The 26,637-nt window shown below is 72.9% G+C and carries 10 protein-coding genes; 2 read left to right on the forward strand and 8 right to left on the reverse strand.

All coding sequences use genetic code 11. The annotated features are described in order from the left end of the window. Positions 1 to 5: 5 nt before the first annotated feature. Positions 6 to 1,397, forward strand: coding sequence for a type VII secretion protein EccB (gene eccB, locus ACTMTJ_RS39970; protein ID WP_441223965.1), 1,392 nt, complete (start codon positions 6 to 8; stop codon positions 1,395 to 1,397). Between the two features lie 446 nt (positions 1,398 to 1,843). On the opposite strand, the gene ACTMTJ_RS39975 is transcribed toward eccB, so the two are convergent. Further along, complete coding sequence (locus ACTMTJ_RS39975) at positions 1,844 to 3,079, reverse strand: S8 family serine peptidase (RefSeq protein ID WP_441223966.1); 1,236 nt, start codon at positions 3,077 to 3,079, stop codon at positions 1,844 to 1,846. 17 nt (positions 3,080 to 3,096) lie between these two features. After that, positions 3,097 to 3,657, reverse strand: a complete 561-nt coding sequence (locus tag ACTMTJ_RS39980) for a hypothetical protein (RefSeq protein WP_441223967.1) — start codon at positions 3,655 to 3,657, stop codon at positions 3,097 to 3,099. 60 nt (positions 3,658 to 3,717) lie between these two features. Between ACTMTJ_RS39980 and ACTMTJ_RS39985 the strand changes: the two genes are divergently transcribed. Then, positions 3,718 to 4,224 (forward strand): hypothetical protein, encoded by a 507-nt coding sequence (locus tag ACTMTJ_RS39985; RefSeq protein WP_441223968.1) that lies wholly within the window; start codon positions 3,718 to 3,720, stop codon positions 4,222 to 4,224. A gap of 22 nt (positions 4,225 to 4,246) precedes the next feature. Here ACTMTJ_RS39985 and ACTMTJ_RS39990 read toward each other — a convergent pair whose 3' ends face one another. From ACTMTJ_RS39990 to ACTMTJ_RS40015, 6 genes are read right to left on the reverse strand one after another with little or no spacing between them, the layout of a single operon-like run. Beyond that, a complete protein-coding gene (locus ACTMTJ_RS39990) occupies positions 4,247 to 5,203 on the reverse strand; it encodes an ADP-ribosyltransferase (RefSeq protein ID WP_441223969.1) in 957 nt (318 codons plus the stop codon). Then, positions 5,200 to 6,069 carry a hypothetical protein gene (locus tag ACTMTJ_RS39995; RefSeq protein WP_441223970.1) on the reverse strand — a complete coding sequence of 290 codons (870 nt, stop codon included), beginning with the start codon at positions 6,067 to 6,069 and terminating at the stop codon, positions 5,200 to 5,202. The genes ACTMTJ_RS39990 and ACTMTJ_RS39995 overlap by 4 nt, the downstream gene beginning before the upstream one ends. Continuing rightward, positions 6,066 to 7,253, reverse strand: a complete 1,188-nt coding sequence (locus ACTMTJ_RS40000) for an outer membrane protein assembly factor BamB family protein (protein WP_441223971.1) — start codon at positions 7,251 to 7,253, stop codon at positions 6,066 to 6,068. Before ACTMTJ_RS40000 ends, ACTMTJ_RS39995 begins: the two co-directional genes overlap by 4 nt. Continuing rightward, on the reverse strand, positions 7,250 to 25,012 hold the full coding sequence (locus ACTMTJ_RS40005) for a toxin glutamine deamidase domain-containing protein (RefSeq protein WP_441223972.1): 17,763 nt from the start codon (positions 25,010 to 25,012) through the stop codon (positions 7,250 to 7,252). Before ACTMTJ_RS40005 ends, ACTMTJ_RS40000 begins: the two co-directional genes overlap by 4 nt. Before the next feature lie 21 nt (positions 25,013 to 25,033). Then, positions 25,034 to 25,726, reverse strand: coding sequence for a hypothetical protein (locus ACTMTJ_RS40010; RefSeq protein WP_441223973.1), 693 nt, complete (start codon positions 25,724 to 25,726; stop codon positions 25,034 to 25,036). Next, the gene (locus ACTMTJ_RS40015; protein WP_441223974.1) at positions 25,723 to 26,637 is read right to left on the reverse strand and encodes a hypothetical protein; all 915 of its coding nucleotides are present in this window, start codon (positions 26,635 to 26,637) and stop codon (positions 25,723 to 25,725) included. The genes ACTMTJ_RS40010 and ACTMTJ_RS40015 overlap by 4 nt, the downstream gene beginning before the upstream one ends.

Raw genomic sequence — 26,637 nt, forward strand, 5'->3', positions numbered from 1 at the left:
CTCCGATGGCGACGCGGCGCGACCAGCTCCACTCGTACCAGTTCCTGACCCAGCGGGTGATCTCCGCGTTCGTGATGCGCGAGACCGACCCGCAGCAGTCGCCGCTGCGCCGCGGCATCGGCGCGGTGTTCGGCGGCGTGATGGTGGCGGTCCTGGTGGCCGCCGGCTTCGGCATCTACGGCATCCTGACGAAGGTCGGCAGCGACGGCTGGAAGACCGAGGGTGCCGTGGTCATCGAAAAGGAGACCGGCGCCAGCTTCGTCTTCGTCGGCGGCGCGCTGCACCCGACGCTCAACTTCGCCTCCGCCAAGCTCGCGTCCGGCCGCCCGAGCACGCAGGTCTTCCGGGTCTCCGGCAACTCGCTCGGTGAAGTGCCGCGCGGCAACACGATCGGCATTCCCGGGGCGCCCGACTCGCTGCCCGGGTTCAAAAAGCGCATCGGGCTGCCGTGGACGATTTGCAGCGTGGAGCTCACCGACAACGCCGGCGTCCGGATCACGCGGGTGCAGCTCGCCGTCGGGCGAGGCACCTCCAGCGGCCGCGGCCTGACCGACAGTGAGGGCATGCTGGTCCGCGACAGCGGCGCGGACACGACGTACCTCATCTGGCGCGGCCGCCGCCACCTGATCCAGGATCCGACAAACCTCGTACCGGCGATCTTCGGCGAGGTGCGCGCGGCGCCGGTCGGCTCCGCGTGGATCAACTCGCTGCCCGCCGGCAACGAGATCCGCACGATCAACATCGCCGACCGCGGGGAGCCCTCGCCGCAGGTGCCGGAGCGGGAGATCGGCGAGGTCCTCACCACGGAGACCGGCGCCGGCCAGCAGCACTACCTCGTCTTCGACGACGGGGTCGCCGCGATCACACCGATGCAGCTCGCCATCCTCGGCGCCGCGACCGACCTCAAGCGCGAAAACGTCGCCGTCTCGGTGGTCAACAGCGCGCCGAAGAGCACCCGTCTGCGCCCGCCGGCCAACGACGCCGGTGCCGCACCCGACTCGGCGCCGACGCTGGTCCCGGCCAGCGAGCAGGTCTGCGCGGTCACCTCGGACGGTCGCAGCCAGCCGGCCTTCTTCGCCGGCGCCACCGTCGACGGCCTCGAGACCGGCACGCTCACCGGATCCGCCTCCCCCGACGGCGAACTGCTCGCCGACCGCGTGCTGGTGCCCTCGGGCCGGATCGCGACCGTGCGCGTCCTGGCATCGCCGACGGCCGAGGCCGGCAGCTACTTCGTCGTCACCGACACCGGCCTGAAGTACGCGGTGCCCAGCGCCGACGTGCTGGAGCTCCTCGGATATCCCGCGGCCGACGCGATCGAGGTGCCCGCCGCGCTGATGCAACGCCTCCGCACCGGCCCGACCCTCGACCCGGCCGAGGCCGGCAAGTCCGCGGCCTAGAGGATCCAAGCCACGAGATAGAGATTTTGGGCTACCGCGACGTCCGTCGTGGTTCCTAGAGACCTTTCGGGGTCAGGGTCGCCGCTCGTCGTGGCGTTGCTTCGAGGCATATTTTTGCCCATGTCCGCGTCAGCGGCGGACCGTATGCTCCCGCGGGCACCGTTTCCGGCCGGCGGCTCGCAGGGCGAGCCGAAATCCCCGGCCGTCCACTGCCAGGTCCGCGAGACAAGCCCCGAAGGGGATCTTCGACCACCGCCCGGCGCGAGCTCACATTCACCCCGGCCCCCTTTCTCCCCCTCCGGCTTGCGCACAGGGGTGGCCGGGACCAACAGCGGACGGGTGAGGCCGCGGGAGCAACGGCATGGACCACGACGGGCATCGCGGTAGCTCAAATCTCTGCCTAAGGAGGGCCGAAGCTACCCCGACTCCGAAGGGTCTCCGGAGGGCTACGGGAAGAGTTGCACCGGTGGGCCGGGCTCGTCCGGCTCGGTCTCCTGCTTGGGTGGCGGCGCTGCCGTCGACCGCCAGAAGCGCCGCCGGCCGCGTGGCAGGACCACCGCCACCACGAGCACGATCAGCACGGCCGCGACGGCGATCCCGGTGCCGATCATCGCCACGTCGCGGGCGCGCGCCCAGGCAGGCGACTCGTCCGACGATGCGTCCGGGAGGTCGGGTAGGGGCTGGGCTGAGGCGGCCGCCAGGCGGGCGGTCACCGCCGCGTACGGGTCGACGACGCCGCTGCCGTATCCGGGGCCGCCCGGTGCGGGCACGGCCGTGCGCTCGAGCTGGCGGGCGATGGCGCCCTGCCCGGCCAAGCCACCGGCCCGCGCGCGCACGAGCGCGGCTGTCGCGGCCACGAAGCCGGTGGCCACGGCGGTGCCGTCGGCGAGGGTCATCCCGCCGTCGCGGCTGAGGGTGAGCACCTTCTCGCCGGGAGCCACCACGTCGACGTAGTCGCCGCGCTGCGACTTGCCCCAGAGCACGCCCGACTCGCGGATCGCGCCGACGCCGACCACGCCGTCGTATCCGGCGGGGTAGGGCGTGGGGATGGTGCCGCGCTCGTCGCCCAGGTCGCCGGCGGCGGCCACCACGACAACGCCCTTGGAAATCGCGTTGGCCACGGCGCCCTGGAGGACCGGGCTGTCCTTGTAGGTGATGGCGGAGACCGCGATGACGCTGGCGCCGCGGGCGACGGCCTCGTTGACGCCGCGGGCCAGCACCTGCGGCTCGGACCCGCTGCCGCTGCCGAACCGCTCGGCCACCACACGAATCGGCAGGATCGTCACCTCAGGAGCCAACCCGACGAACCCGACGGACTGCTCCTGCCGCGCGGCGATCACACCGGCGACCTGTGTGCCCGTGCTGATGCAGTCGTCGTTGGCCGCGCCGCTGCCCGCCACCGCGTCGAACCCGGCGAGCACCCGGCCACCCAGCTGCGGATGGCCGGCGTCGACGCCCGAGTCGAGCACCGCGACGATCTGCCCGCCACCCCGGGTGAACGGCCGCACCCGCTCCGGACCCAGCATCCGCTGGGCCCACGGCACCTCCGCGACGGTCGGGCCGGCCTCGACACAGCGCTGGTTGGCCGGGGCGCGCGGAGCGGCCGCCGCCGGGACGGCGGCCACCGCGCACATCGCGGCCGCGACGCAGGACACCGCCGTGGTACGGGCGAAGCGACTCACTCCGGGTAAACCTCCGGTCACAGGTCGCGAAACCGGTCTTCCATCTCGTCCGCGAAATTCTGCCGGCGCCGCTCCAGGTGGTCGCGCCGGAAGTGGGCCGGGTTTTGCTCGTAGGTGGCGCGGCCGTGCGCGGTCCAGAACGAGGACTCCGGCACTGCCTCGCCGCCCTCCGGGATGAACTTGAGGATCTCGCCGAAGGCCGCCACCGCCAGCGCGAACGAGCGCTTGCGGTCGGCGTCGACCGACGGGTCGCCGGAGCGCGGGGCGGAGCCGTCGTGGATGCCCACGTCGGCGATCAGCCGCCACTCTCCCGGGTCGAAGAGCTGCGAGTGCTCCGGACCGCCGAAGAACACGACATCGTCGGGGCCGGGGACGCTGGGACGCTCGGGCAGGCGGAAGACGAACTCGCGCGGCGCCTGACAACCCCGGCACACCCCGTGGTATCGCCGGGCCGGCGCGCCCTCGTCGTCGGTGAGCCCGCTCTCCCAGGCGACGTCGACGCTCTGGCAGCGCTCGCACGGGTGCAGGTCCATGTAGAGGTGGGCCTCGTCCCGCGTGCGGACGACCGGCAGCGCCATGTGTGCACCTCCCCGCGACAGACCAGCGCTGGTAAATCTAGCCGATGCTAGCTTCTCCCCGTGGAGCTGCATCGCACTGGCGGGGGCGACCGCAAGCTGGCCCTCGTCGGCCTCGTCTACGGTCTGGTGAGCTTCGTGGCCGGCGGCGCCTTCGCGGCGGTGGGCGCGTGGCTCGTCGCGTTCATCGTGTGGGCGTCGGGCGGCTTCTTCTTCGTGCTCGGGCTCATCGTCCTGCTCGGCTCGCTGCGCCCGTTCCGGATCGCGCTGAGCGAGTCGGGCCTGGTCGTACAGTCCGAAGGCCACCGCTTCGCCGGGCCGTGGAGCCAGGTCGACGGCATCTACATCGAGCAGACCGCCGCCGCCGGCAGCCCACCGATCTCCCGGTCGCTGCTCGTGCTGTGGGTGGCCGACGACGTCCCGATGCGGCACGAGGCGTCGTTTCCGCCACAGGGCAACGGGCGCAAGGGCCACGTGATCGCCGAGATGGACAACATCCGGGAGACGCACAACCAGGTCGCGGACGTCCTCCGCCGGTACGCGGGCGAGCGCTTCCGTTCGCTACGCTAGCCGCCCCGACTCCGAAAGGTCTCTAGACGACGGTGCCGGCCACCTGTACGCGGCCGTCGCGGAGGTACACGTCGTCGATCCGGATCGTCAGGCCGCGCGGCAGGATCAGCTCGCGCTCGTGCGGGTGGTGGCTCCGCCGCCCCATCCACAGCGCGCGCGTGCCCTTCGGTACGACGAGGCGCAGCCAGCACGCCGTGCGGTACGCGGGTGTGGCGCCCAGCGACACGGAAAGGTAGCCCGGCTCGGTGTGCGTGCTGCCGGCGAGCGCGCGTACGTCGGCCCCGCCGCCGGACAGGTGTGCCACGTCGTCGACGCCGCGCAGGGTCTCCAGCGACTCCGGCAGCGGCGACACCATGGCCTGGTCGAGGAGGCGGTACCGCTCGGCGAAGTCGCCGTACAGCGGCTTCCGCCCGAAGATGGCGGCGAGCCCAGCGGCGCGGGCCGGGTCGGCCAGCAGCTCGGCGAGGCGGGCCGGCGGATCGTCCGCCTGCAACAGTGCATTGTGGACCTCGGGCGCGCGGGTGTAGTCGTACGCCGCCTGCTGCACGGTGTTGAGACCGGCGGGCGGTGACCCGGTCGCGGGCTCGACCGAGGGCGACGGTAACGGCGACTGCGGGGGTGGCGGAGGGGCGGCCGGCGCGGGCAGGCTGGCCGCTTCTCGCTCCGGTCCGCTGACGACGCCGGCCCGCTCGTCCTCCGGGAGGTCGGCCAGGTGCCGCAAGGCCTCGCCGGGCGTGTGGCCGGCCGCCTTCGCCTCGGCCAGGCGGCGCAGCCAGGGCGTGCCGGCGTTCCAGCCGTCCGGACCGGCGCTGTCGCGATCCACCCAGCCGGCGGCACCGTCCACATCAGACGCCCAGAGCAGGCCGATCGGTTCGCCGCCGCGTACGACCTGGCGGTACGACACGGGGCCCGTCGTGGTCTCGGCGTAACGCTCCGGGAGGTGGACCGGGCGGAAACGCGGGTCGCCCCAGCGGTTCACGGACTCTCGCGGGCGCGGGCGATCTCCTTCAGCGCCGCCAGGCTCGCCGCCTCCCGCTCCTCGGCGCCGACCGTGCCAGCCTCGCCGGCCGGGCGCCCGGCGAAGCCGCGCACCGCCTCCAGCGGCGAAACGCCTTCCGCGGCCGCCTCGGCGAGCCGGGCCTCCCAGGCGCCCCACACGTCGTTGTCCTCCACGTCGAAGCCGCGGCGCTCGTAGGCGGCCGCGTCGTCCGAAGTGGACGCCCACAGGTACCCCATCGTGCGGCCGTCCTTGACAACGGTGAGGTAGCGCACCGGCCCGTCGGTGACCGCGAGGTATCGCGGGCGCGTGCGCGGGCTGGAGGTGGCGATCTTCGGCTCCCAGCCCTGCGAGCGGTCGAGCGGTGTGCCGTCGGGGAGGTAGCCGAACGGGGCGGGCGGAAGCTCGGTGATGTCGGGCGGTGACCCGGGGTTGGCGATCTCACGCAGCTCGCGCTTGCTCGGCACCTCCTGCGGGACCGCGCCGGCCGGGATGGCGCCCGCCTGCGGGTCGGGCGGCGCGCCGATCCAGTGGGTCAGCGCCTGTAGCGGGGTGAGTCCGTCGGCCTCGGCCTGCCGCAGCCGCTCGCTCCAGGCGACCGCGGCGTCGAGCGACCGGGTCAGCGGCGGCGCCAGCACGCGCAGGAAGCTCGCGGCGTCGTCGGCGACGGACGCCCAGAGGTAGCCGACGATCTCGCCCTCCAGCAGCACCGGCAGGTAGCGGAGCGGCCCCTCGCTGGTGGCGTTGTAGCCGCCGTGCGGGTACGGGTCGGTGTTGGGCGGCAGCGGCGGTGGCGGCGCGTCCCACGGCGGGACGTACCCGTCGCCTGGCCGGCTGTCCCCGTTCATTCGCCACGCTCCTTCGCCACGACCGGAAACGCCCAGAGCCGCTCGGCACAACCGACGTAGACGAGGCCGTCCGGGGTGACCAGCGGACCGTGGGTGATCGGTGTGTGCGCGTGCCAGCTCCAGCGCGTGCGGCCCTCTGGGTCGATCGACCGCACCAGCGTCTGGTCGGACATGTCATACCACTGCCGGTAGTCCCGCCAAACGGTGGAGCTGGGCTGCGCCATCGCGACGACACCCCCGTCCGGCGCCGGTTCGAGAGCGGCGGCCTCGGCCGGCATCCGGTGCTCCCAGACGCATCCTTCGCCGGACTCGAAGGCCACCACCTGGTACTCCAATTTCATGGGGCCGACCTGGACCTGGCCGCCCAGCCCCGCCATCCGGTGCACGCCCGGCGGCGCCGGAAGCAGGACGAACGGCGCGCGGGCGGGGGTCGGCACGGCGACCGGCGTGATCCCGGGCGATGCGCCGTCAAGCAGATAGATGCCGTGCTGGGTGTACGACTGAAGCTCCACCAGCGCGCGGTCGCGGTCCAGCCGCATCGGCCGCGCACTCATCTCGTAACCCGACCCAGCCGGCCGCGGTGTCCAGTCGTCCGGACTCGGGGCGCGGACGCCGGCGGGATCGGCCAGCCAGCGCACCTGGCCGTCGCGGTCGAACGCCCACAGCACGCCGTTGCGGTCGACGACGATGACGTCGCCGACCGGGAGCGGCTCGTGGGTGCCGATGGCCCGGTCGTGGAAGTCGACCGACCATCGGGGCTGTCCAGCACGTGTGACACAGTGGAGAGTTGCCTGGCCCGGCACGATCACCCAGTACGCGAGGTCGCCCCAAGGCGTGAGGCTCGGCAGTTGGCCGCGAGGCGCCGGAAACGTGGCGTAGGCCTCACCGGTCCGCAGTTCACGCGTGACCACGGTGCCGTTTTCCATGCGAATCAAGGCGCCCTCTGGCGCGACGACCATCGCCCGGCCCTCGCTGTAGTGGCGTCGCGGGGCAGATGCCCGCCACATCTGCTCTCCACCCGCTGTGAAGGCGAGCAGCGACTCCGGCATCGAGACCACGCAGCCACCGGACGGCAGCGCAATCAGGCCTCCGCCTCCTGGGCCGGGCAGTTCGGCCACCCACAGTGGACTGACGCTGGTGCCCGGCGCCGCGGTCTGCGGCCAGGCCCCCCCGTCCGTGGTCACGATTCCCACCTCAGTACCCGCCTCAGCGACTTGAGTTCTTCGTTCAGCTGCCTGTCCAACAACACCATGTCGGTGGACTGAAGATCGTCCTCTGACAGTTTGGTCAGGGTGTCCAGCACATCCCGGATGGCGAACCGCACGGCGAAGCCGGTGACCGCAGCCTCGGGTATCGAAGGTCCACCGGACCGCTGGTACGCGTCCAGAAACGCCGCCTGAAGATCTTGCGTCTCGTGCCGCTCGAATCCCGCCTCACCCGAAAAATGGGCGAGTCGCTCGACCATGTTGGCCAGGTCGCGAGCCGGGGACCCGATCGGCGTCCCGGCGGAGTCCATGCCGAAGTGACCGTGGGAAATGTCGATGAACGTGACCCTCGCGGACGGGTCCCAGAAGATGTTGCCCGGGTGGGCATCACCGTGGATGAGTGCCGCACCGCCCGGTGCGGCAAGCGCCGCGCCGATAGCCTCGTCGACACGCCGGCCCAGCTCGTCCGCGTCGACCCCCTTGCCAGCGAGTGTCTCCCGGTGGTCGAGCACCGCGCCCAGCTCCCGGCGCGCCAGGCCGTGGTTGAACTCCAGGAAGCCCCGGTCCACCGGCCCACCCGAGCCGGCGGGCCGGCTGTGCAGCTCGGCGAGCGCGGCGCCGCTGTCCCACACCGCCCCACGCAGCTCCGCGAGGGCCGCCGGCCGGGCCGCCGGCGTCGCCCGGGAAACGTCACGGATCATGTCGAAGACGCTACGCCCGGGAGCCACCGAGAACACGGCGGCGCCGGCGGTGCCACCGGGGAGGTCCACGACCGCGGCCCCTCGCACCGCGGGGATCCGGAAACGCGAGAACTCCGGCGAACCGAGCCGGTCGAGCGCCGACAGCTCCCGCACCATCTCCTCGACCCGCGGGAAGATCTTCAACACCGCCGCGAGGTTGCCCTGGCCGTCCATGACCAGCCAGACGGGCGCGCCCGACTCGCCCTTGCCCGGCCCACTGCCCAGTCGGTCAATACCGACGTCCCGGCGGGCCAGCGAATCGGCGGCGAAGTCTCGCAACGCCCCGTCCAGGCCCTCGTCGCCGACGTCCAGCCTGGGCGCCGCCTCCACGAACCTGCTGAGCGCGCCAGGGTCAACGAGTCCGTTGGGCGTACGGGTCGCCGTCACCAACTCTCCGAGGTTGGCGGCCGGCGTGGGCTGGCCCGACGGTATCCCTGGACCCGCGACCTGCGGGCCACGTACACCCGCGACGAGCTCGACCGTGCCGTCCGGCCCGGGGCGGACGTCCACAATGGTGTACTCCGCGTCCCGGGGCAGGATCAGCTCCCGCTGGTCGGGATAGACGCTGTTGCCGCCCATCCAGATCGCCGAGTTGCCGCGCGGCACGTCGAGCACCAGCGTGAACGGATGGCTGGTGCCACCGAACGCGGCCGAGGCGCCCAGCGACGTCGACATGTACCCGTTGGCCTGCTGGGTAGTGCCGACCAGCCGGCGCCGGATCTCGTCGACGGTCAACTGCGCGCCGCGGTCGTCCAGCCATCTGCCGGTCGAGTCCTGGCTGAAGTTCAACGGGCTGCCCGCGGCGTCGCGCATGAAGTTGATTTCCTGGAGCCCGCGGTGTGCCCGCACGCCGTGCCGCAGCGGGGTGGCCCGCATGGCCTGGTCGATGACCGCCATCCGGGCGCGGATGTCGGCCTCGGTCGGGAACCGCCCGCCGAACGTGCGGATCAGCATGCCGCGCACGCCGTCGTCGGTGACGATCCGGTGCAGGACGGCCGCCTGCCGCGACGGTGGCTCGCTGAGCACCTGGTCGACGAGCCAGCGTTCGAGCGTGCCGCGCGGCGCGTTGCGCTGTGCGCGGGCGTACACGTCCGACAGCGTCGGGACGCGGCCGCCGAAGAGCGCGCGCACCGAGTCGGCGGTGCCCGCGCTGTCCCACCACCGCTGAAGCACCTCGCGCGCGTCGCCGGTCCGGGCGACAGTGTTGTACGGCCACGAATGCCGCGTGTACTCGCGGATGGCGGCCTGCTGGTCCGGCGGCAGCCGGTGGAAGTCTTCGCCGAGCAGCCGCTCGCCGAACGCCTCGCCGGCGGCGTCGCTGTCGAACTCCCAGACGCCGTTGTCGTTGAGCCGCCCGTAGTCGGCCGGGTGCGGCCCGGCGGGCGGCGGCGGAGCGGCGTGGCGCGGCACGTGACCGACGCCACCGTCCATTGTGGGCGGTCGCGGCGCCGGGACGTGCGGCCCGGCGGACGGGAACGGCAGCGCGGCCGTCGGGTATCCGAGCCGCGCGAGGTCACGGTCGACGCCCATCAGCTCGTGCCGGATGGCGAGCTGCTCGACCGGCGTGCGGGCGTTCTGGAACTGCCGGAGCAGCACCTCGCGCTCGTTGAGCCGGGCCCGGACGTGCCCGTCGCCGTGGGTCAGGTCGGTGTGCGGCACCGGCGTCTCGCGGCCGAACGCGCGCAGGATCGTGTCGACGAGCCGCCGCACCACGCCCTGCGGCCGGTGCTGGTCGAGCGCCGCCCGTACATGGATGGTCTCGGTGATCTCGTGCACCCAGGCGCGGGTGAGCTGCTCCGGCGCGACCCGGTGGTTGACGACCGTGACGTGCGGGTCGTGCGCGGTGCCGGCCCGTACGGTCGTCTGCGCCACGTTCGGGATGCCCTGGCCGACCACCGGCCGGAAGTACGCCGTCCGCCCGTCGGCGGTGTCGACGCGGACGAGGTTGCCCTCGGTGCCCACCCAGAGCACGCCCTCGCCCTGGAAGAACGACGCGTCCACCCGCCCGGCGGCCCAGTGCAGCTCGTCGAGCGAAAGGTCGGGCACGTGGCCGGCGCGCCCGTCCGGCACGAAGTCGGTGTCCGCGATCGGGCTCGCCGTGTGCGTCGGCCCGGCTAGGCCGCGTACACCCCCCGCTCCGGCCAGCTCGCCTCGCTGCGGAACAGTCGCGTCACCTTGCTCACGATCGCCCAGTAGTCGTGGTCCTCGTTGCCGTCCATCGAGGTCCCCCGCTGGGACGCCTTCTCGATGACCAGCCGCCGGTCCATCTCCGGGTAGCCGAAGGCGTACTCCACCTCCCGTTGGTCTTCCCGGACCTTCTCGAAGTCCAGCAGTATCGCCATCGAACCGCTCACGTCCCCACGATGTGTCTAGATCCTCGCCGGTGCCGCCTTGTCCGGTCAGGTCGCCGGGGGTCTGGCCGTCCGCATCGAGTCGAGGACGCGGTATATGACCGTCTCCGCCGGCAGCGACTCCGCTCCGGTGATCTCCACGGTCAAGCGTTCCGCCGTCGGCCGGTCGACCGCCTCGCTGCGCCCCAGGTGCGTCCGGCCGAAGATCAGCCGGTTGACCAGCTCCGGGTTGTACTGCCATTTGCCCTGCGAGTGGTCCCAGATCAGGGCTCCCCCACGGACTGGGTCCAGCACGCAGATCCCCTTCGGCGGGCCGGTGCGCTCCCTCGACTCGTGGATCGCGTAGTACGCCAGCATCCTCCACCCTCACCTCGTCGACCGCGGCCGGATCCGCCGCCCGCGGCTCGAATCGCAGCTCCATGAGCTGGCCGCCGGGGGCCCGCAGGGACACGCGCGAGCCGTCGGCTTCCACCCGGATCTCGGTGTAGCCGCGCCCGTTCAGCTCCACGACGACCGCGTCGAACGCCGCCGGGTAGGCGGTGCCGCCGGGCAGCTGGACCGAGAAGCGCACCGCGTCGCCCACGGTGGCGGCGAACTCTTCGACGGTCCGGCCGGTCGCCGCGCTCTGGTCGTAGAACTGGCGGGCCAGCGCGTCGAACTCGGCGACCCGGTGCTCCTCGCCGACCAGCCGCGCCTGGCCCGGCGGGTGGCCCTGGCTCTCCAGCGCCCGGGACAGGCGGGCGACGATGTTGTTGAGGTCGCCCAGCGCCCGGTCGGCCACCGCGTGCGCGTTGCCCAGCAGGCCGGTGAGCACCCGCACCTGCTCCGGCGTCAGCCGGGTGACCGCCTCCCCGTCGCCGGTCAGTCCTCGTTCTGCGGTGGCTCTCCCTTCCACTGGAAGATCCACCAGATCGTGTCCTCGTCCGGGAGCTCCTGCCCACCCGTCGCGATCGGGGCGGCCCGCTCCGCCTCCTCCCGGGTCACCTCGTCCGACCGGTCCGGGTTGTCCGTCATCCAGCCGCCCGCTCCCCCGGGGTCGTACGTCCACGCCCCCGCCCGGTGGCTCCAGATCAGGCCGTGCCCCTCCGTCCCGTCGAACCCCTGGACCGCGATCCCCGCCGGCCGGCGATCCGTCGTGGACCGGTAGAGCACGTAGTACCAGAGTTCTCGCTTCCCCAAGACGCCCCTCCAGCCGCTCCGAGACCGGGAAATCACTGCGGTCCAGGCCGAACTCCGCGACGATGTCCGCGAAGCTCCGCCCATTGAGATCCAACCACGCCGTGTACTCCGCCCAGGCGCGGCCGTTTCGGCCGATCCAGGCCGCGAAGCTGGTGTCCACCGGCGCGGGTACACCGGGCGGGATCGCGTCGGCGAGGCCGAGCCGCCTGTTGACCGCCAGCATCTCCAGGTGGGCGTGTACCCGCCGGACCGCGCTCTCGTCGTCGCGCCGCACGACCTCGTACAGCTCGTGGGTCAGCTCGCCGGCCCGGTGCGAGAGGTCGGTCGGAAACTGCACCTCGAAAAGCTGTCCGGACGGCGCGCGCAGCGTCGCGTTGAAGCCGAAGTGGCGGTTGCCCGGCGCCCAGAAGTTCTTCGTCTCCACCAGCGTGTACCCGCGGCGCTCCAGCCCGGCCAGCGTCTCGGCCACCGCCGGCGCGTACGCGGGTCCGTCGGGCAGCCGCAGCGTGAACCGGAGGGCGTCGTTGACCTCGGCCGCGAAGTCGTCGACCGTCCCGCCGGTGTGGTCCCGCTCCGTCACGAACTTGCGCGCCAGCGAGTCCGCGCCCTTGACCCGCGTCTCCAGGTGGCGCAGCTCGGCCGGCGGGTCGAGGCCCAGCCGGCGGCTCACGTCCGCGCCCACGCCGTCCAGCACCGCCTGGACCCCGTCGGCGGCCTCCTCCGCGCGGCCGCGCACGCCGTCCAGCACCGCCGCTTCCGCGTCGGTGACCGGGAACGTCCGCAGCTCCGGCTTGGCCAGCAGCACCGGCTGCGGCTGCGCGCCCCAGAGGTGGCCGGGCAGCAGGCTGCGCTGCTCGGCGGCGCGGAAGACGGCCATCTCGCCGTAGGTCTGCGGCACGGTCCCGCGGGCGTACACGACCCGGCCCTCGTCGCCGCCGGCCACCCAACGGCCGTCGGGCAGCTCGCGGATGTCGACGCCGAGCGCGTTGCGGGCGATCCGGTCCGGCGGCCACTCGCCGGGCCAGGCGTCCAGCCGGTCGCTCGGGCTGTGCGCCACGAACGGCACCTCGTCGAGCCCCGCCTCGCGTGCCGCCCGCAGGCGCCGGTTGTCCAAGCTGGACAGTGAGCCGTCGCCCCACCGCACGCCGTGCACCGGCCCGCCGCGCCAGCCGCCGCGGCTCATGTTGTCGACGAGGTCGCGCGCGGTGATGCCGTCGCTGGTCTGCGGGCTGACGCTGCGCTGTGTGAAGCGGATCGCCTCGGGTGACACCAGCGCGGTGTGCGGCAGCGCCTGGTCGTAGCGGGCCCACTCCTCCGGCGTGAGCGTGGCCGGGTCGAGCCCCAGATCCCGGTACGTCGCCTGGCCGACGCCCAGCTCGGCCAGCTCCTCCGGCGTGGGGTCGCGGAACATCGTCTCCGGCGCGGGACTGTCCGGAATGGACGGAGTGGGGGCGCCCGGCGTGTCCGGGGTCGCCGACTCACCGCGGGTGTGGAACGGGCCGCCCTCGCTGACCTGCTTGACGCCCTTCCAATCGGCGCCGAGCAGCGCCTCCTTGCCGATCCACGTGGCGTCGCGGCCGCTCTGGCCGTCGCGGCCGGCCTGGCTGATGTCGTTGGGTGTCGGGTATCCCGCGCTGCCGAACGGGTGCCGGGCCGCGCGGTCCAGGATCTCCTGCCCGGCCTCGTGCTGCCGCCGCATCTCGCCGACCAGCGCGTCCGGATCGCTCTGGCCGTACCGGCTCCGCAGCGCCTCGATGTCTACAGTGGAGTCACCGGCCGCCCAGCGGGACACCTGCCGCGCGTCCGCCTCGACCCGCCGCATCTCGGCGCGCAGCCGGTCGAGCACGGCGTCGGCGCGGTGCTGGGTGTTCGGCGCCCAGTCGTAGCCGGCCCGAGCCCACGCGTAGCCGCCCACAGTGGACGCGGCGTGGATCTCGATGTGCGAGACGCCGGAGTAGCGGTACCAGTCCTCCATGAACCGGTTCCACTCGCCCGCGAAGCCCCGGCCCTGCACGCGCTCGTTGAGCCGCAGCGAGGTGTGCTCGACCCGGATGCCGCCGTCGTGGTCGCGGTGGAACACCCGCACGACCCGCCCCACGTAACCCAGCTCGGGGTCGACGATGTCGAGACGCACCGTCACGTCGTCGCGGTACACGCTCACCGCGTGCGGGTCGTCCAGGTCCATCCGCACGCGCATCCCGGCGAACTCCTGGCCGTCGAGCAGGCGCGCGAACTCCTCGCGCACCGCGCCCTCCCACCGCGCCACCTCCTCATCGGTCTGCGGGAGAAGCTCGTCCAGCGACGGCGGTCGCCCTTCGCGCCGCCAGGGCCGGTCATTCCAATGCCCGTCGTTCGCGCTCTCCGCGGTGGGCGCCGGCTCCGCTGTCCCACCATCCACATTGGGTACCGGCGCCAAGTCCTGCCCGCCGGACTCCGGCTGTGGTGGGGTCGGCGTGCTCGGTGCCGGCGGCGCCCAAGCGTGCGGCGGCGGCGTGGTGGTGGGCGGTGGCGGCGCCCACGGGCTCGGCGTGGGCGGCATCGTCGTGGGCGGCGTCGACCACGGGCTCGGCGCGGGCGGCATCGTGGTGGGCGGCGTAGACCACGGGCTCGGCGACGGCGGGTAGGTCGGCGGCGGCGGGTAGTGCGGTGCCGGAGCCGGCGGCGGTGGGGTCGCGTGGGCGGACGGCCGCGTGCCGAGACCGAAGAGGCGGCCGAGCCGCTCGAGCAGCCGCCGGCCGAAGCCCCTCGCCGCGCGGTCGGTGGCGGTGCGGCGCTGGATCGCGTCCGCGATCTCGTTCGCCAGGATCTGGTTGAGGTGGTGCGGCGGGGTGTTGCCGTCGACGCGGATGACGTGCGGGTCGTGCGGCGCTCCGGAGTGGACGGTCGAGCCGCCGTATCCGGCCTCGGTGCGGAAGTGGTGCACCCGCCCGTCGGCGAGCTCGACGCGCAGGTTGGGCCCGTCCGGCCGGACGTCGACGACCGGCCCGCCGCCGAGCTGCTGCGGCGTGAGCCAGGCGGCCGCGCCCCGTACCTGATCGGTGGTTACGCCGTAGGCGGCGTCGGCTCGGGCCAGATCTGGCCGCCCGTCAGCCGGCCCTCCCTCCTGGCCTCGCTGTACTCCGCCATCACCATGCGGATGGGCAGACTCGGGTGCGCCGTGACCACTCCCGTCAGGTCCACTATGTACGACCCATGGCCGACGTGCATCCCCTTGCTGCGTTGCTCCTCCGTCAGGGCCCGTTTCACCAGCCATCCGAACTCGAACGGATAGAGGGTCACCTCCGTGCCGCCCCCGATCAGGCGCTGGATCAGCTCCCGTGCCTGTTCCTCCGTGAGCTGCTGTTCCTGACTCATTAGGAGTTCCCCCACTGTCGGTTGGTGCCGGGCTTCCGGCCAGCTGGTCCGCCCGGATGTGCCAGAGCGTGTGCGTGTCGGCCATGAACCCGGCCGGCGGCGAGTCCCACGTACGGCCGCTCTGCGGGTCCCACCAGACCGGACCGCTCGCGCCCCGCGGGTACACGATCACGAACGCGTGCGCGTCTTCGCGCAGGACGTCGCCGTTCGCGTCGGTGCGCGGCTGCCCGGTGGCCGGGTCGATGTCGAGCCAGTCGGCGACGACGAGCGCGGAGGCGCCGGGCCCGGCCGCCGCGATCTGGGCGTGCAGGTCGGCGTACTGCTGGGACACGGCGGCGGCGCGGCCGGCGGGGTCGCCCGGCATGCCGGCCGGCGGGCCGACCCAGGTGTCGCCGAGCCAGACCTGCGCGCGCCGCAACCCGTCCGCCTCGCCGGAGTCGCGGTCGACGGAGCCGTCGGGGTTGACGTCCGCCCAACGCGGCGCGGAGACCTGCGGTTCACCGTAGAAAGTGGACAGCGCCGACAGCGAGCAGTCCAGGCAGTTGTTGCGCCGGCCGGGCACCGTGGGCCCGCCGTCGTTGACCATCTGGCCGTACGGGTGGCTGGACGGGTCGGCGAGCGTCGTGTACCCGGAGCCGTCGAAGAGCGCCCACTGGAGCTCGTGCTGGTAGTGCGGGCTCTCGATCGGCGCCAGGTTGGCCGGCCCGACAAGGCGGGTGCCGTCGAGCGCCGCCACACCCCGGGCCAACCCGCCCGGCTCGGTCCGCGGTCCTAGGGCTGCTGCGTCGGCCGTTTGAGGATCAGAAACGGGGTCTCGCCGATCCGCTGCATCTCCTCCTCGCTCGGCAGGTCCACCCCCAAGCTCTCCCGGGCGATCCGCTCCGCCGTCGAACGGTCCACTATCTCGAAGCGGTCGATCCAGTAGTACGTGAACGCCGTCATCGAGCGCACCCTCCTGCGGCGGTGTCTGGTCGGGTGTTACGGCGTTGGGGTTTCCGGCCTCGGCCAGACCTGCTGACCGGTCAGCCGGCCCTCCCGCCTCGCCTCGCTGTACTCCGCTATCACCAGGCGTACCGGCAGGCTCCGCTGGATCGTGACGACCCCAGTCCGGTCGATGATGTAGCTCCCCTGGCCGATGTGCATCCCCTGGGCTCGTTCCTCCTCCGAGAGGATCTCCGTCGCCACCCAGCCGAACTCGAACGGATGGATCGCCAGCCGGGCGCCCGTTCCCACCAGCCGGGTGATCAGTTCCCGTGCCTGGTCCTCGGAAATCTCCGGTTCCTGCTGCGTCATTGGGTGTTCCCCCGGTGCTCGTGGTGGAAGGCGTGGCCGGCGGGCCGGCGATGCCGTCGCCGCGCATCGACCACAAGGCGTGGGTGTTGGCCATGTAGTGGGCGGGCGGCGAGTCCCATGTCTGGCCGCTCTGCGGATCCCACCAGACCGGACCGCTCGCCCCCTGGGGGTACACGATGACGAAGGCGTGCCCACCCTGTGAGGTGACGTTGCCGTTGGCGTCGGTGATGAGCTGGCCGGTCGCCGGATCGGCGGCCAGCCAGTCGGCGCCCACGAGTGCCGCGGTGCCCGGGCCCGCGGCGGCGATCTGCGCGTGCAGGTCGGCGTACTGCTGGGCGACCGCCGCGGCGCGGCCGGCCGGGTCGCCCGGCATCGACGGGGACGGGCCGCCCTGCCAGCTGCCGCCGAGCCAGCTCGTGATGCGCTGGAAGCCGCCGTTTTCGCCCGTGGCGCGGTCGATCGAACCGTTCGGGAGCTGGTCGGGCCACCGCGGCGCGGACACCTGCGGCTCGCCGAAGAAGCTCGACAGCGCCGACAGCGCACAGTCGATGCAGTTGTTGCTCCGGCCCGGCATGCTCGGGCCACCGTCGTTGATCATCCCGCCGTACGGGTGCGTGGACGGGTCCGCGCCCACCGCGTATCCCGAGCCGGTGTCGAGCGCCTGCCGCAGGTCGGCCTGGAACCGCGGGTCCTCGATCGGCGCCAGCCGGGTCGGGCCGGTCGTGCGGGTCGTGTCCAGCGGCGGTACGCCCGGTGCCAGCCCGGCGAGGTCCTGCGGGCCGTCGGCTACTGGGTCGGCCGCTGGAACGTCATCGACGGGCCCTCGCCGATCCGCTGCATCTCCTCCTCGCTCGGCAGGTCCGCTCCCAGGCTCTCCCGGGCGATCCGCTCCGCCGTCGGCCGGTCCACGATCTTGAGCCGGTCCTCGTAGTCCGGATTCAGCGTGATCGCGCCCAGCGACGCCGTCGCCTCGGTCCAGGTCCGGTGGCGGTGACTCCAGCCGATGGCCACCAGGCGACGATCCGGGGCCAGGCTCCCCTCCGCCAGCAGGCCCACCGGTGGGGCCGCCGGGTCCCGGGGGTAGAGAGCTTGGTAGGTCCACGACGCGCTCATCGGTCTTGCCTTCCTGGTAAGCCTGCTCGACCGAATGGGGGGCGGGCGTTAGGGAGTCGGCTCCGGCCAGATCTGTCGGCCGGTCAGCCGGCCCTCCCTCTTCGCCTCGCTGTACTCCGCCATCAGGATCCGATCCGACAGGCTGGCCTGCACCGTCACCGTCCCATTCCGGTCGATGATGAACGCCCCCTGACCCACGTGCCTCCCCCGGTCGCGCTCCTCCTGCGTCAGTACCGCCGTCGCCAGCCACCCGGCCTCGAACGGACGCAGGATCACCTCCCTGCCCGTCCCGAGCAGCCGGGTGATCAGCTCCCGCGCCTCGTCCTCCGTTATCTCCGGCTCCTGCTCCGTCATTCGGCGCTCCCTGGGCGTCGGTGGTGGGGGTCGGGCCGGCCAGGCTGTCGCCCCGCATCGACCACAGCGTGTGGGTGTCGGCCATGTAGCTGGTCGGCGGCGCGTCCCACGTGCGGCCGCTCTGCGGATCCCACCACACCGGGCCGCTCGCGTTCCGCGGGTACACGATCACGAAAGCGTGCGACCGGCGCATGGTGACGTCGCCGTTCGCGTCGAGTTCCAGCTGGCCGGTCTGGTCGTAGGCCAGCCAGTCGACGACGACGAGCGCTGAGGCGCCGGGGCCGGCCGCCGCGATCTGGGCGTGCAGGTCGGCGTACTGCTGGGACACGGCCGCGGCGCGGCCGGTCGGGTCGCCGGGCATACCCGGCGGTGGGCCGTCCCATGAGCCGCCGAGCCAGTCTTCGGCGCGGTCGATCCCGTCGAGCTCACCCTGGACGACGTCGACGGTGCCGTCGGGCAGCACGTCCGGCCAGCGCGGCGCGGAGACCTGCGGGTCGCCGTAGAAGCTGGAGAGCGCGGCCAGCGCGGAGTCCAGGCAGTTGTTGCCCCGGCCGGGCACGGTGGGGCCGCCGTCGTTGACCATCTGGCCGTACGGATGGGTCGACGGGTCGGCACCCGACTCGTACCCGTCGCCGGTGTCGAGCGACTGCTCCAGGTCGCGCTGGAACCGCGGGTCCTCGATCGGCGCCAGATGGTCCGGGCCGGTCGTACGCGTCGTGTCCAGTGCCGGCACGCCCGGCGCCAGCTCGCCGGGGTCGGACCGCGGACCGACCTCTAGCTCGAGGTCCCCGTCGGACCCCACTTCCGGTGGTACTCCGTCGCTGCCCGCTCCGCGATCGCCAGCAGCTCCTCCTCGCTCGGCAGGTCCGCTCCCAGGGTCTCCCGGGCGATCCGTTCCGCCGTCGCCCGGTCCACTATCCGGATCCTGTCCTCCCAATCCGGATTGATCAGGATCGCGCCCAGCGAGGCCTGGGCCTCCGTCCAGTCCTCCTCCGAGTGATTCCACCCGACCACCCGGCGGGGCAGACCCGGGGCCGCCCGTCCCTCCGCCACCAGGCCCACCGGTGCCGTCGGGTCCCGGCGGCGGTAGAGACCGTAGTAGGTGAAGCGTTCGCTCATCGAGCTTGCCCTCCTGTGGCACGGTCGGATCGGCCGCGATCAGCTTCGGGTCGACGGGGAAGTCCGCCCGGCTCAGCCCATGATCCCGCACCTCGTCGGCGAATGTGCGGCCCTGGTCGGCGAGCCACGACTGGTAGTCGGCCCACGCCTCCGGATGGGTCGCGATCCACTTGGCGAAGCTTGTGTCCTTGGCGCTGGCCGCGTCGACCCCGCCCGGCACCGGGTCGGCGATCGCCTGGTTGGCCTGGAGGATGCGCAGGAACGCCCGCGCCCGCTCGTGGATCGGGTGCTCCTGCCCGGTGATCGGGTCTCGACCGTCCAGCCGGAAGATCTCGTAGTCGCGGTGGGTGAGCTTGCCGACGTCCCACGACTCGCCGGTCGGGAACTGGAGCTCGATCTTGTGCCCGTCGGGGTCGACCAACGTGATGTTGCGCCCGAAGAAGCGGTTGCCCGGCCGCCAGAAGCTCTTGTCCTGCGCCGGGTCGTACCGGTAGTTGTACGGCTCCGCCTGGAGCCGGTCGAGGGCGGCCTGGACGATCTCGGTGTACCGCGGGCCGTCGAGCACGCTCAGGGAGAAGCGCGCGAGGTCGTTGGCGCTGTCCTCCATGAAGGAGTCGAGCCCTTCCAGCTGACCCTCGGTGAGGAACTTGCGGGCCAACGAGGCGAGCTTCTTGACGTCGTGCTCGCCGTTGCCCTCGACCCGCACGCTGCCGTCGCCGAACTCGGCGCGCAGCGCGTCGGCCACCTCCGTGAGGTCGCTGCGCATCTGCTCGGCGACCGGCTCGGCCCGGGACAGGGCCCGTTCCATCTCGACCCGCTGCTGCTCCTTGAGCGCGTCGATGTACCGCTGCTCGATCTCCCGGGGGTCGGGCGTGCCGTCCTGCTCCAGCTCGAGCTCGTCGGGCGTGGAGTCGTCGGGTGTCGTGCTGTCGGGCGACGGCTCGACGAACCGGCCCGCGTTCGCGTCCCACTCGCCGACCACGCGGCTGCCGGCGTCGGTGACGTGCGTGATCCGGCCGCCCTCGTACACCACCCGGCTGCCGTCGCCCAGGTAGACCTCGATCTTCCCGATCTGGCCGAGTCGGACGTCGTTGGGGTCGGCCAGCATTCGGCCGAGGCGGGAGCGGAGCGAGTTGACCGCGTTGTCGTACGACAGCCCGCTGGCCCGGCCGTCGATCACGACGTCGCCGTGGTTCTGGCTGCCGTCCGGCTGCTCGCGGAACTTGTCCACGCCGTTCTTCAGCTGGTGGTCCATGGCGCGCCGGGTGTTTTCGCCGACCTCCTTGTACTCCACCGGCGTGCCAGGGTCTTCGGGCCCGGTGCGCTCCAGCGCCTCCATCGACTTGTAGCCGCTGTCGAACTCCGGATGCCGCGGCAGGCGCGTGACGTGCCGGCCCTCGTCGGCCCGCATGTTGGCGGTGTCGCGCTCTTTGGCGTCGAAACCCTCGATCGTGCCGTCGTGCGCGTCGGTGACGCCCTGCTGGTACTTGTCGCCCAGCGGCCCGGGCTGCTCCGGGTTGACGCCGTCGAAGTGCTCCGGCGGGACGTCCTGGCGGTGCGGGTCGTTCGGGTCGGGCGGTGTGCCCTGCTCGGCCTCGGGCGTGCTGTCCGGCTGGCTCGTACTGTCCGGCTGGCTCGTGGCGTCAGGCTGGCTGCCGTCCGGTTGTGCGCTCGGGTCGGGCGTGCCGGGGCGGTTCAGGTCGGGGAAGTTCGTCTGGGTCTGGTTCTGCCGCAGGGCGTCCAGGTCGATGCCGTGCGTGTCGGCGAGGCGCTGGGTGAGCGGCCCGACCAGGCCGCCGTCCTGGCGCTGCGCCGGGTCGGGGTGCGTCGACTCCGCGATCGCCGTGCGCGCCTGGCTGATGATCGTGTCCGGGTCGGTGGTCAGCACGCCGTCCGGGATCGCACTTTCCGGCACGCCGTACCGGCGCATCACCTCGTCCCGCAGCTGCTCGGGCGTCTGGCCGGCGATCTCGCGGTAGCCGTCGGAGTTGGGGATACGCGGGTCGCTGGTGGGGTCGGGCGAGCGGTGCCCGGCCAGCCCGCGCAGAAACTCCTGCTGCACCGTGAACGCCTGGAACTCCCGCTCCAGCCGCAGCTGGTTTCGCGCCTCGGCCCGCAGGTGTGGCGGGACGTTCGCGTTGACCGCCCGCGCGAGGAGCGCGTTGTTGGGCTGCAACGCGTGCATCCCCTCGTGCACCATCGTCGTCGCGATAGCGCTGAGCGAACGCGGGTCGCCGGACAGCGTCGACGGGTTGATGAACATCGTGCCCAGCGTCGGGTGGTAGAAGCCCCGCGGCTGCCGCACGGTCACCTGGTCGACGAGGGTCGGGGTGACCGCGTTCGCCGGCAGGATCGCGTTCAGCGACGCCATGTCCATCGGCACCGTACGGTCGAAGAGCCGCGCGGCGTGCGCCTCGAACTCCGGCCCCAGCACGTCACCGATCTTCGCGATCGCGATCGCCTGCGAGATCGGGTCGAACCGCCCGGTGGTCGGGTCGATGCTCGCGGCCCGGTTGGCCATCTCGACGGAGTTGAGCGGGTCGACGCCGTCGAGGTCGCGCCAGCCCGGGTCGGCGTGCTGCCCACCGCGGTCGAAGTCACGCCAGTCGCGGTAGTTGTCCGCGTACGAGTTGACCGCCCGGCTCAGGTCGCGTACCTGCTGCACCAGGTCGCCCATCTCGCCGGTGGTGCGGGCCGTGTCCGCGGTGGCCTGGAGGCGGTTGGCCTGCTGGCGGATGTTTTCCAGGTCGGCCAGGCGGGTGGCCACCGCGTCCGGCGAGTAGCGAGCCAGCAGGTTGTCGCGGGCCCGGTCGACGAGCTCGTTCACCTGGCGCGGCAGGTCGGCGCCGGTCCGCGTGACGTTCGGCGAGAAGTTGGCCGTGGGGACCAGCTCCGGGTCGATCGCCGAGTCACCCTCGGGAGTCCCGTCACCCTCGGGGGTACCGTCGCCCCCGTCGGGCGGCGTCGGCCCATCCGGCGTGGGACCGTCCGGGCCGCCCACGTCGGTGCGCGGCCCGTCCATTGTGGAACCATCCATGCGCAGCCCGCCCGGTGTGCCCGGCCCGACCGGCACCGGCGTAGGCGCGGTGGGCGTGCCGGGCGTAGGCGTGCCCGGCGTCGGCGTGCCGGGAGCCGGGGTGGCCGGAGTCGGCGTGGGCGTGCTCGGTGTCGGCGTGCCAGGTGTCGGCGTGCTCGGTGTAGGCGAACCGGGCGTGGGCGAACTGGGTGTCGGTGTTCCCGGTGTGGGCGTGCCGGGCGTGGGCGTGCTTGGTGTAGGCGTGCCAGGCGTGGGCGTGCTCGGTGTCCCCGGCGTGGGCGTGCTCGGTGTCCCCGGCGTGGGTGTGCTCGGTGTAGGACCGCCGGGGAAAGGCGAATCCGGTGTCGGTCCGTCGGGCGTCGGCCCATCCGGGAACGGCGATGGTCCGCCTGGCGTCGGCCCACTCGGCGTAGGCCCGCCCGGTGTCGGCCCACCCGGTGTCGGCGCGCCCGGTGTCGGCGCGCCCGGCGTGGGTCCACTCGGCGTGGGACCACCTGGTGTCGGGGCGCCGGGCGACGGGGAACTCGGCGTCGGGGTGAGCGGCGTGCCGGGAGTGGGACCGCTGGGTGGCGGCGAACTGGGGGTCGGTGTGAGCGGCGAAGCGCCGGGCGTGGGCGTCCCCGGCGTCGGCGCTCCCGGCGTCGGGCCGCCCGGGAATGGCCCACCCGGCGACGTCGGCGTGAGTGGCGGTGCCAGCGTGCCGGCCCGCATCTCCTCCAGCCTCCCGGCGATGGCCTCCTGGCTCATCGGGCTGCGGTTGCCGCTGCTGTCGACGTTCGTGAAGTTGCTCTCCAGGAACGACTGAAGCCGCCGCCCGTAGTCGTTGAGGTTGTCCGGGTTGGTGTTGAGCGCGTGCTGCACCATGTCGGGCGTCAGTAGCGGCGCGGTCTGCCCGTTGGTGCCGTTGGCGCCGTCGCCGCCCTCGCCACGCGGCCCGAACATCTCGCCCACGCCGCGCGCGTAGTCGGCGCTGACCCGTTGCTCGATCCGCTTGCGCCACTCGTACCACTTGGGCTCTTCACGCCGGGGGGCGCCGTCGCCGGCGGGCTGCGCACCATCCTGGCGTCCGGCGCCGTCGGTGCGGCCAGCGGCGCCGTCCGAGCGGCCCGGCGAGGAGGCGTCGGGCTGGGTGGCCGGCGGGATGGCCGCGGTGCCGTCGCCGTCACCGTCGGATCCACCGTCGGACGCGTTGCTGTCGGGCTGCCCGGACCGCGCGGCGGGATCTCCCGTGCCGGTGGTGCCGTCGCCGGTGGTGGTGCCGTCAGGCGTCGCCGGACCGTCCGCGGTCGGCGTGGACCCGTCGGGCTGCGGGGTGCCGTCTCCGGTGACGTTCGGCGCGGCGGTCGCGGGCGGTGTAGCACCGTCCGAAGTGGAGCTGTCCGGAGTCGCGGACCCGTCGGCGGTCGGCGCGGGCGGCGAGGACGAGGGCGGTGTCGACGTCGTAGCACCATCCCCAGTAGACGGTACGGACGTGCCGGGAGTGCCGGCATCGGGCGTAACCGGCGTGGACGTGCCGGGCGTCCCCGCGTCGGGCGTAGCCGGCGTCGACGTGCCGGGCGTCCCCGCGTCGGGCGTGACCGGAGTGGGCGTGCCGGGCGTCCCGGCATCCGGTGTGGCCGGAGTGGGTGTCCCACCGTCCGGTGTGGCCGGAATGCCACCGTCCGGTGTCGCCGGTACCGGCGTGCCCGGTGTGGGCCGCCCGCCGTCCGGCGTGCCGGTCTGCGTCGTGCCGTCGCCCGTCGACCCGTCGGCCGGCCGTCCGTCGCCGGGTGTGCCGGTCTGCGTGGTCCCATCGCCGGTAGCGGGCGGCGCCGTCGTCGTGGTGCCGCCACCGCGCTGCCCGCCCGTGGAAGAGCCCGAGGACGAGCCCGAGGACGAGCCTGAGGAAGACCCCGAGGAGGAGGTCGAGGTAGACGAGGACGTCGACCCACCGGTCCGCCCCGAGCCGGAAGACGAACTCGACGAGCCGGACTGCCCGGTCGAGCCGGTGGACCCGGTCGAGCCCGTAGACCCCGTGGATCCCGTCTGCCCGGGCAGGCCGCCCGGCAGCCCTGCCGGGTTGTTCGCGTTGCCGCGGCCGAGGTCGCCGAGGTTGTTGTTCTGACCGCTGTTTTGCCCCAGGTTGGCCGGCGCGTTGTCGCCCTGGTTGCCGAAGAGGTCGCCCGCGCCCTGGTTGAGCGCCGGCGTCACGACGTCTGGCCGGCGGCGCCCGCCCGGCTCGCTCAGGATCTCGCCCAGGAGCGCGGCCGGCGTGACCGAGTCCCAGGCGTTGTCGAGCGTCATTCCACTGTAGACACCGTTGCGCTGGGCCCACTCCGTCAGGCCCATCGCGTCGATCAGGCGGTCGCGGCCGATCTGGAGGAAGTTGTCGGCGACCTGGCCGGCGCCGAACGCGACCGCCTCGGTGACCCGGCTGTGGATGCCGAACATCAGCGGGCCGCCGATCGCGCCGGCGATGAAGCTGTCGACGAGCTCCATGCCGAAGCGGCCGGCCCACCCTTCGGTGAACGGGTCGTGTCCCTCGAGGGCCTGGATCAGCAGGATCCCGCCCTTCATGGCGCCCATGAAGCCGGCGTACGCGAGGCCGCCGCGCAGCGCGGCCATGCCGACGCCGCGGATTCCACTTTGGATGAAGCGCCGGACGCCCGCCCTGATGGTCTCCTGGAAGAGCTTGCGCAGCAGCTCGCGGGCGATGGTGTAGATGGTGGCGCGGCCGGTCGCGATCGCGGCCGCGCCCGCCGCGGCGCCGATGCCGGTCCAGGCGGTGATGATGGCCTGGATGAGCGCCACCGCCATCATCACGAGCGTGATGACGGCCATCCACTTCATGCTCTCGATCTCGAGCGCCTTGCCGTGGACGAGCTGCTGCATCGAGCCGAGCGCCTCGGCCATGCTCGACGTCTCGTCCATGTAGCCCTGAAGGCTCTCGCGCACGAGCTGGGCGGCGCCGTCGCCCTGCCACACCGAGAGGTCCTGGATGTAGTCCATGACCTCTTCGAGGTGGGCCGCGTAGAGCTCGGTGGCCGACTGGTAGGAGTCGGCCAGGTCGAAGAGACGATCGTGGCGGGCCTCCGGCCACTGCGTGATCATCTCGAGGAAGTCGCCGAGGACCGGAATCCACTCGTTGATTTTGATGAAGCACTGCCGTACCGCCTCTAGCGCGGCATCGGCGGCGTCCTCAGCGGCGTTTCCGGACATCTGGCCCTCCCCCCGGCAGGCTCAGCCGACCCGGTACGGGCGCTCGACGCCTCGGGCCAGGTAGCGGCGCGCCCAGGAGGCCGGCCGGCCGCCACCGCCCACGACCGTCCACTGGAGAACGTCCACAGCGGACTTCGTCTCGGTGAGGAAGTAGTGCGCCGAGCAGAAGTGCAGCTCTACGCCACCGGCGGCCGGGCGGACGGCGGGGGCGGAGACCAGCGACGGATCCACCCACTCGTACTCGGCGGCGAACTCGCCCGGGTCGCGCACCAGCACGCCGGCGCGGTGATCGCCGGTGGCGGCGAACGGCAGCACCGTGGGCCGGTCGACCTGCTCCCCCGAGTACAGCTCGGCGAGCAGCTCGGCGTACGCGAGCGGCTCGAGGTCGGCGCCGAGCCGCCGGCCCAGCTCGCGGATCGTCGCGGTCTCGTTGAGGAACAGGTCCTGGTCGCCGACGAAAAGCAGCCCGTACGTGATCGCGAAGTTGTCCATGAGCATGTCGCCGACCACGCGCACCGCGGCGTCGACCCACGGCGCCTGACCGATCAGCCAGTCAGCCGCGCGCGCCTCGTATGCGTAGTCGGCGGCCGCGAACGTCGACGCTTCCGGCCAGTCGCGCCGCTCCTCGACCGGCGTGCCCGGCTCAAGCGCGTGCCGCCGCATAGCCGCGACCACCCGATCCCAGTCCACCACGTCCTCCCCGTCCACCGTCACGCCGGCACGCGCGCGCGCAACGCCGCCACCAGATCGAGCACCAGCGCGCCGAGCGGCTTGGGCCCGGCCGCGACCGACGCCCGGCCGGTCAGCTCTTCGATCGCGCCCGGCGCACCGTCGCGGCGGGCGGCGTGCGCGGTGCCGACCACCTCGTCACCCACCACCCGCACGTCGAACGACACCGTGCGGCGGAGGAACTCGTCGGTCGGCAGCCGCACCGCGGCGGCGAGCCGGGCCAGCACCTCGTCGCGCTCGTCGCGCTCCGGCCGGTCACGGGTGTCGAGCGCGGCGGCGAGCACCAGCCCGACACAGGCGGCGCCGACCGAGGTGCGGGCCGAGGCGACCGGGCTCAGCCACCGCGTGCCGAACACGGGCACGAACTGGAGCAGCCCGTCGGTCTCGCAGACCGTGACCGCGCCCGAGCCCACCCGCCAGGCGGGCGCGGGTGAGCGGGCGGCACTCAGCGCCGGCTCGCGCCACAGCGGCCGGCCGCCCTCCTCCGCGGACGTGCCGGGCGAGAACTCGCGCACCCCCCGCCTGGGCAGGTAGTCGGCGAAGACGTGACTGTCGTCGCCGTACGCCATCGGGAGCTCGAGGCGGGTCAGGCGGTCGAAGATGGCGCGGCCGAGGCGCTCGCGCGGCCCGCGGAACTCCACGCCGATCTCGAACTCGTACGGCTCGTACGCCGTGCCCTCCGATACGCCCGGGTCACCGTCACGCCCGAGGTCGGTGAGATCCACGTTGAGGTGTGCCCAACCGTCGGCGCCGATCAGCGGCAGGGCGTCGACGGGCAGCACGAACCCGCTCCCGTTGTAGAAGTACCCCCGCAGGTCGAGCGCCTCCGCCACCCGATGGGCGAGCTCCTGACTCGACCCGGCGTACTTCACGTAGATCTCGACGGTGTCGGCCAT

Origin of the sequence: Phytohabitans sp. LJ34 (genome assembly GCF_052068095.1) — a bacterium.
Lineage (GTDB): Bacteria > Actinomycetota > Actinomycetes > Mycobacteriales > Micromonosporaceae > Phytohabitans.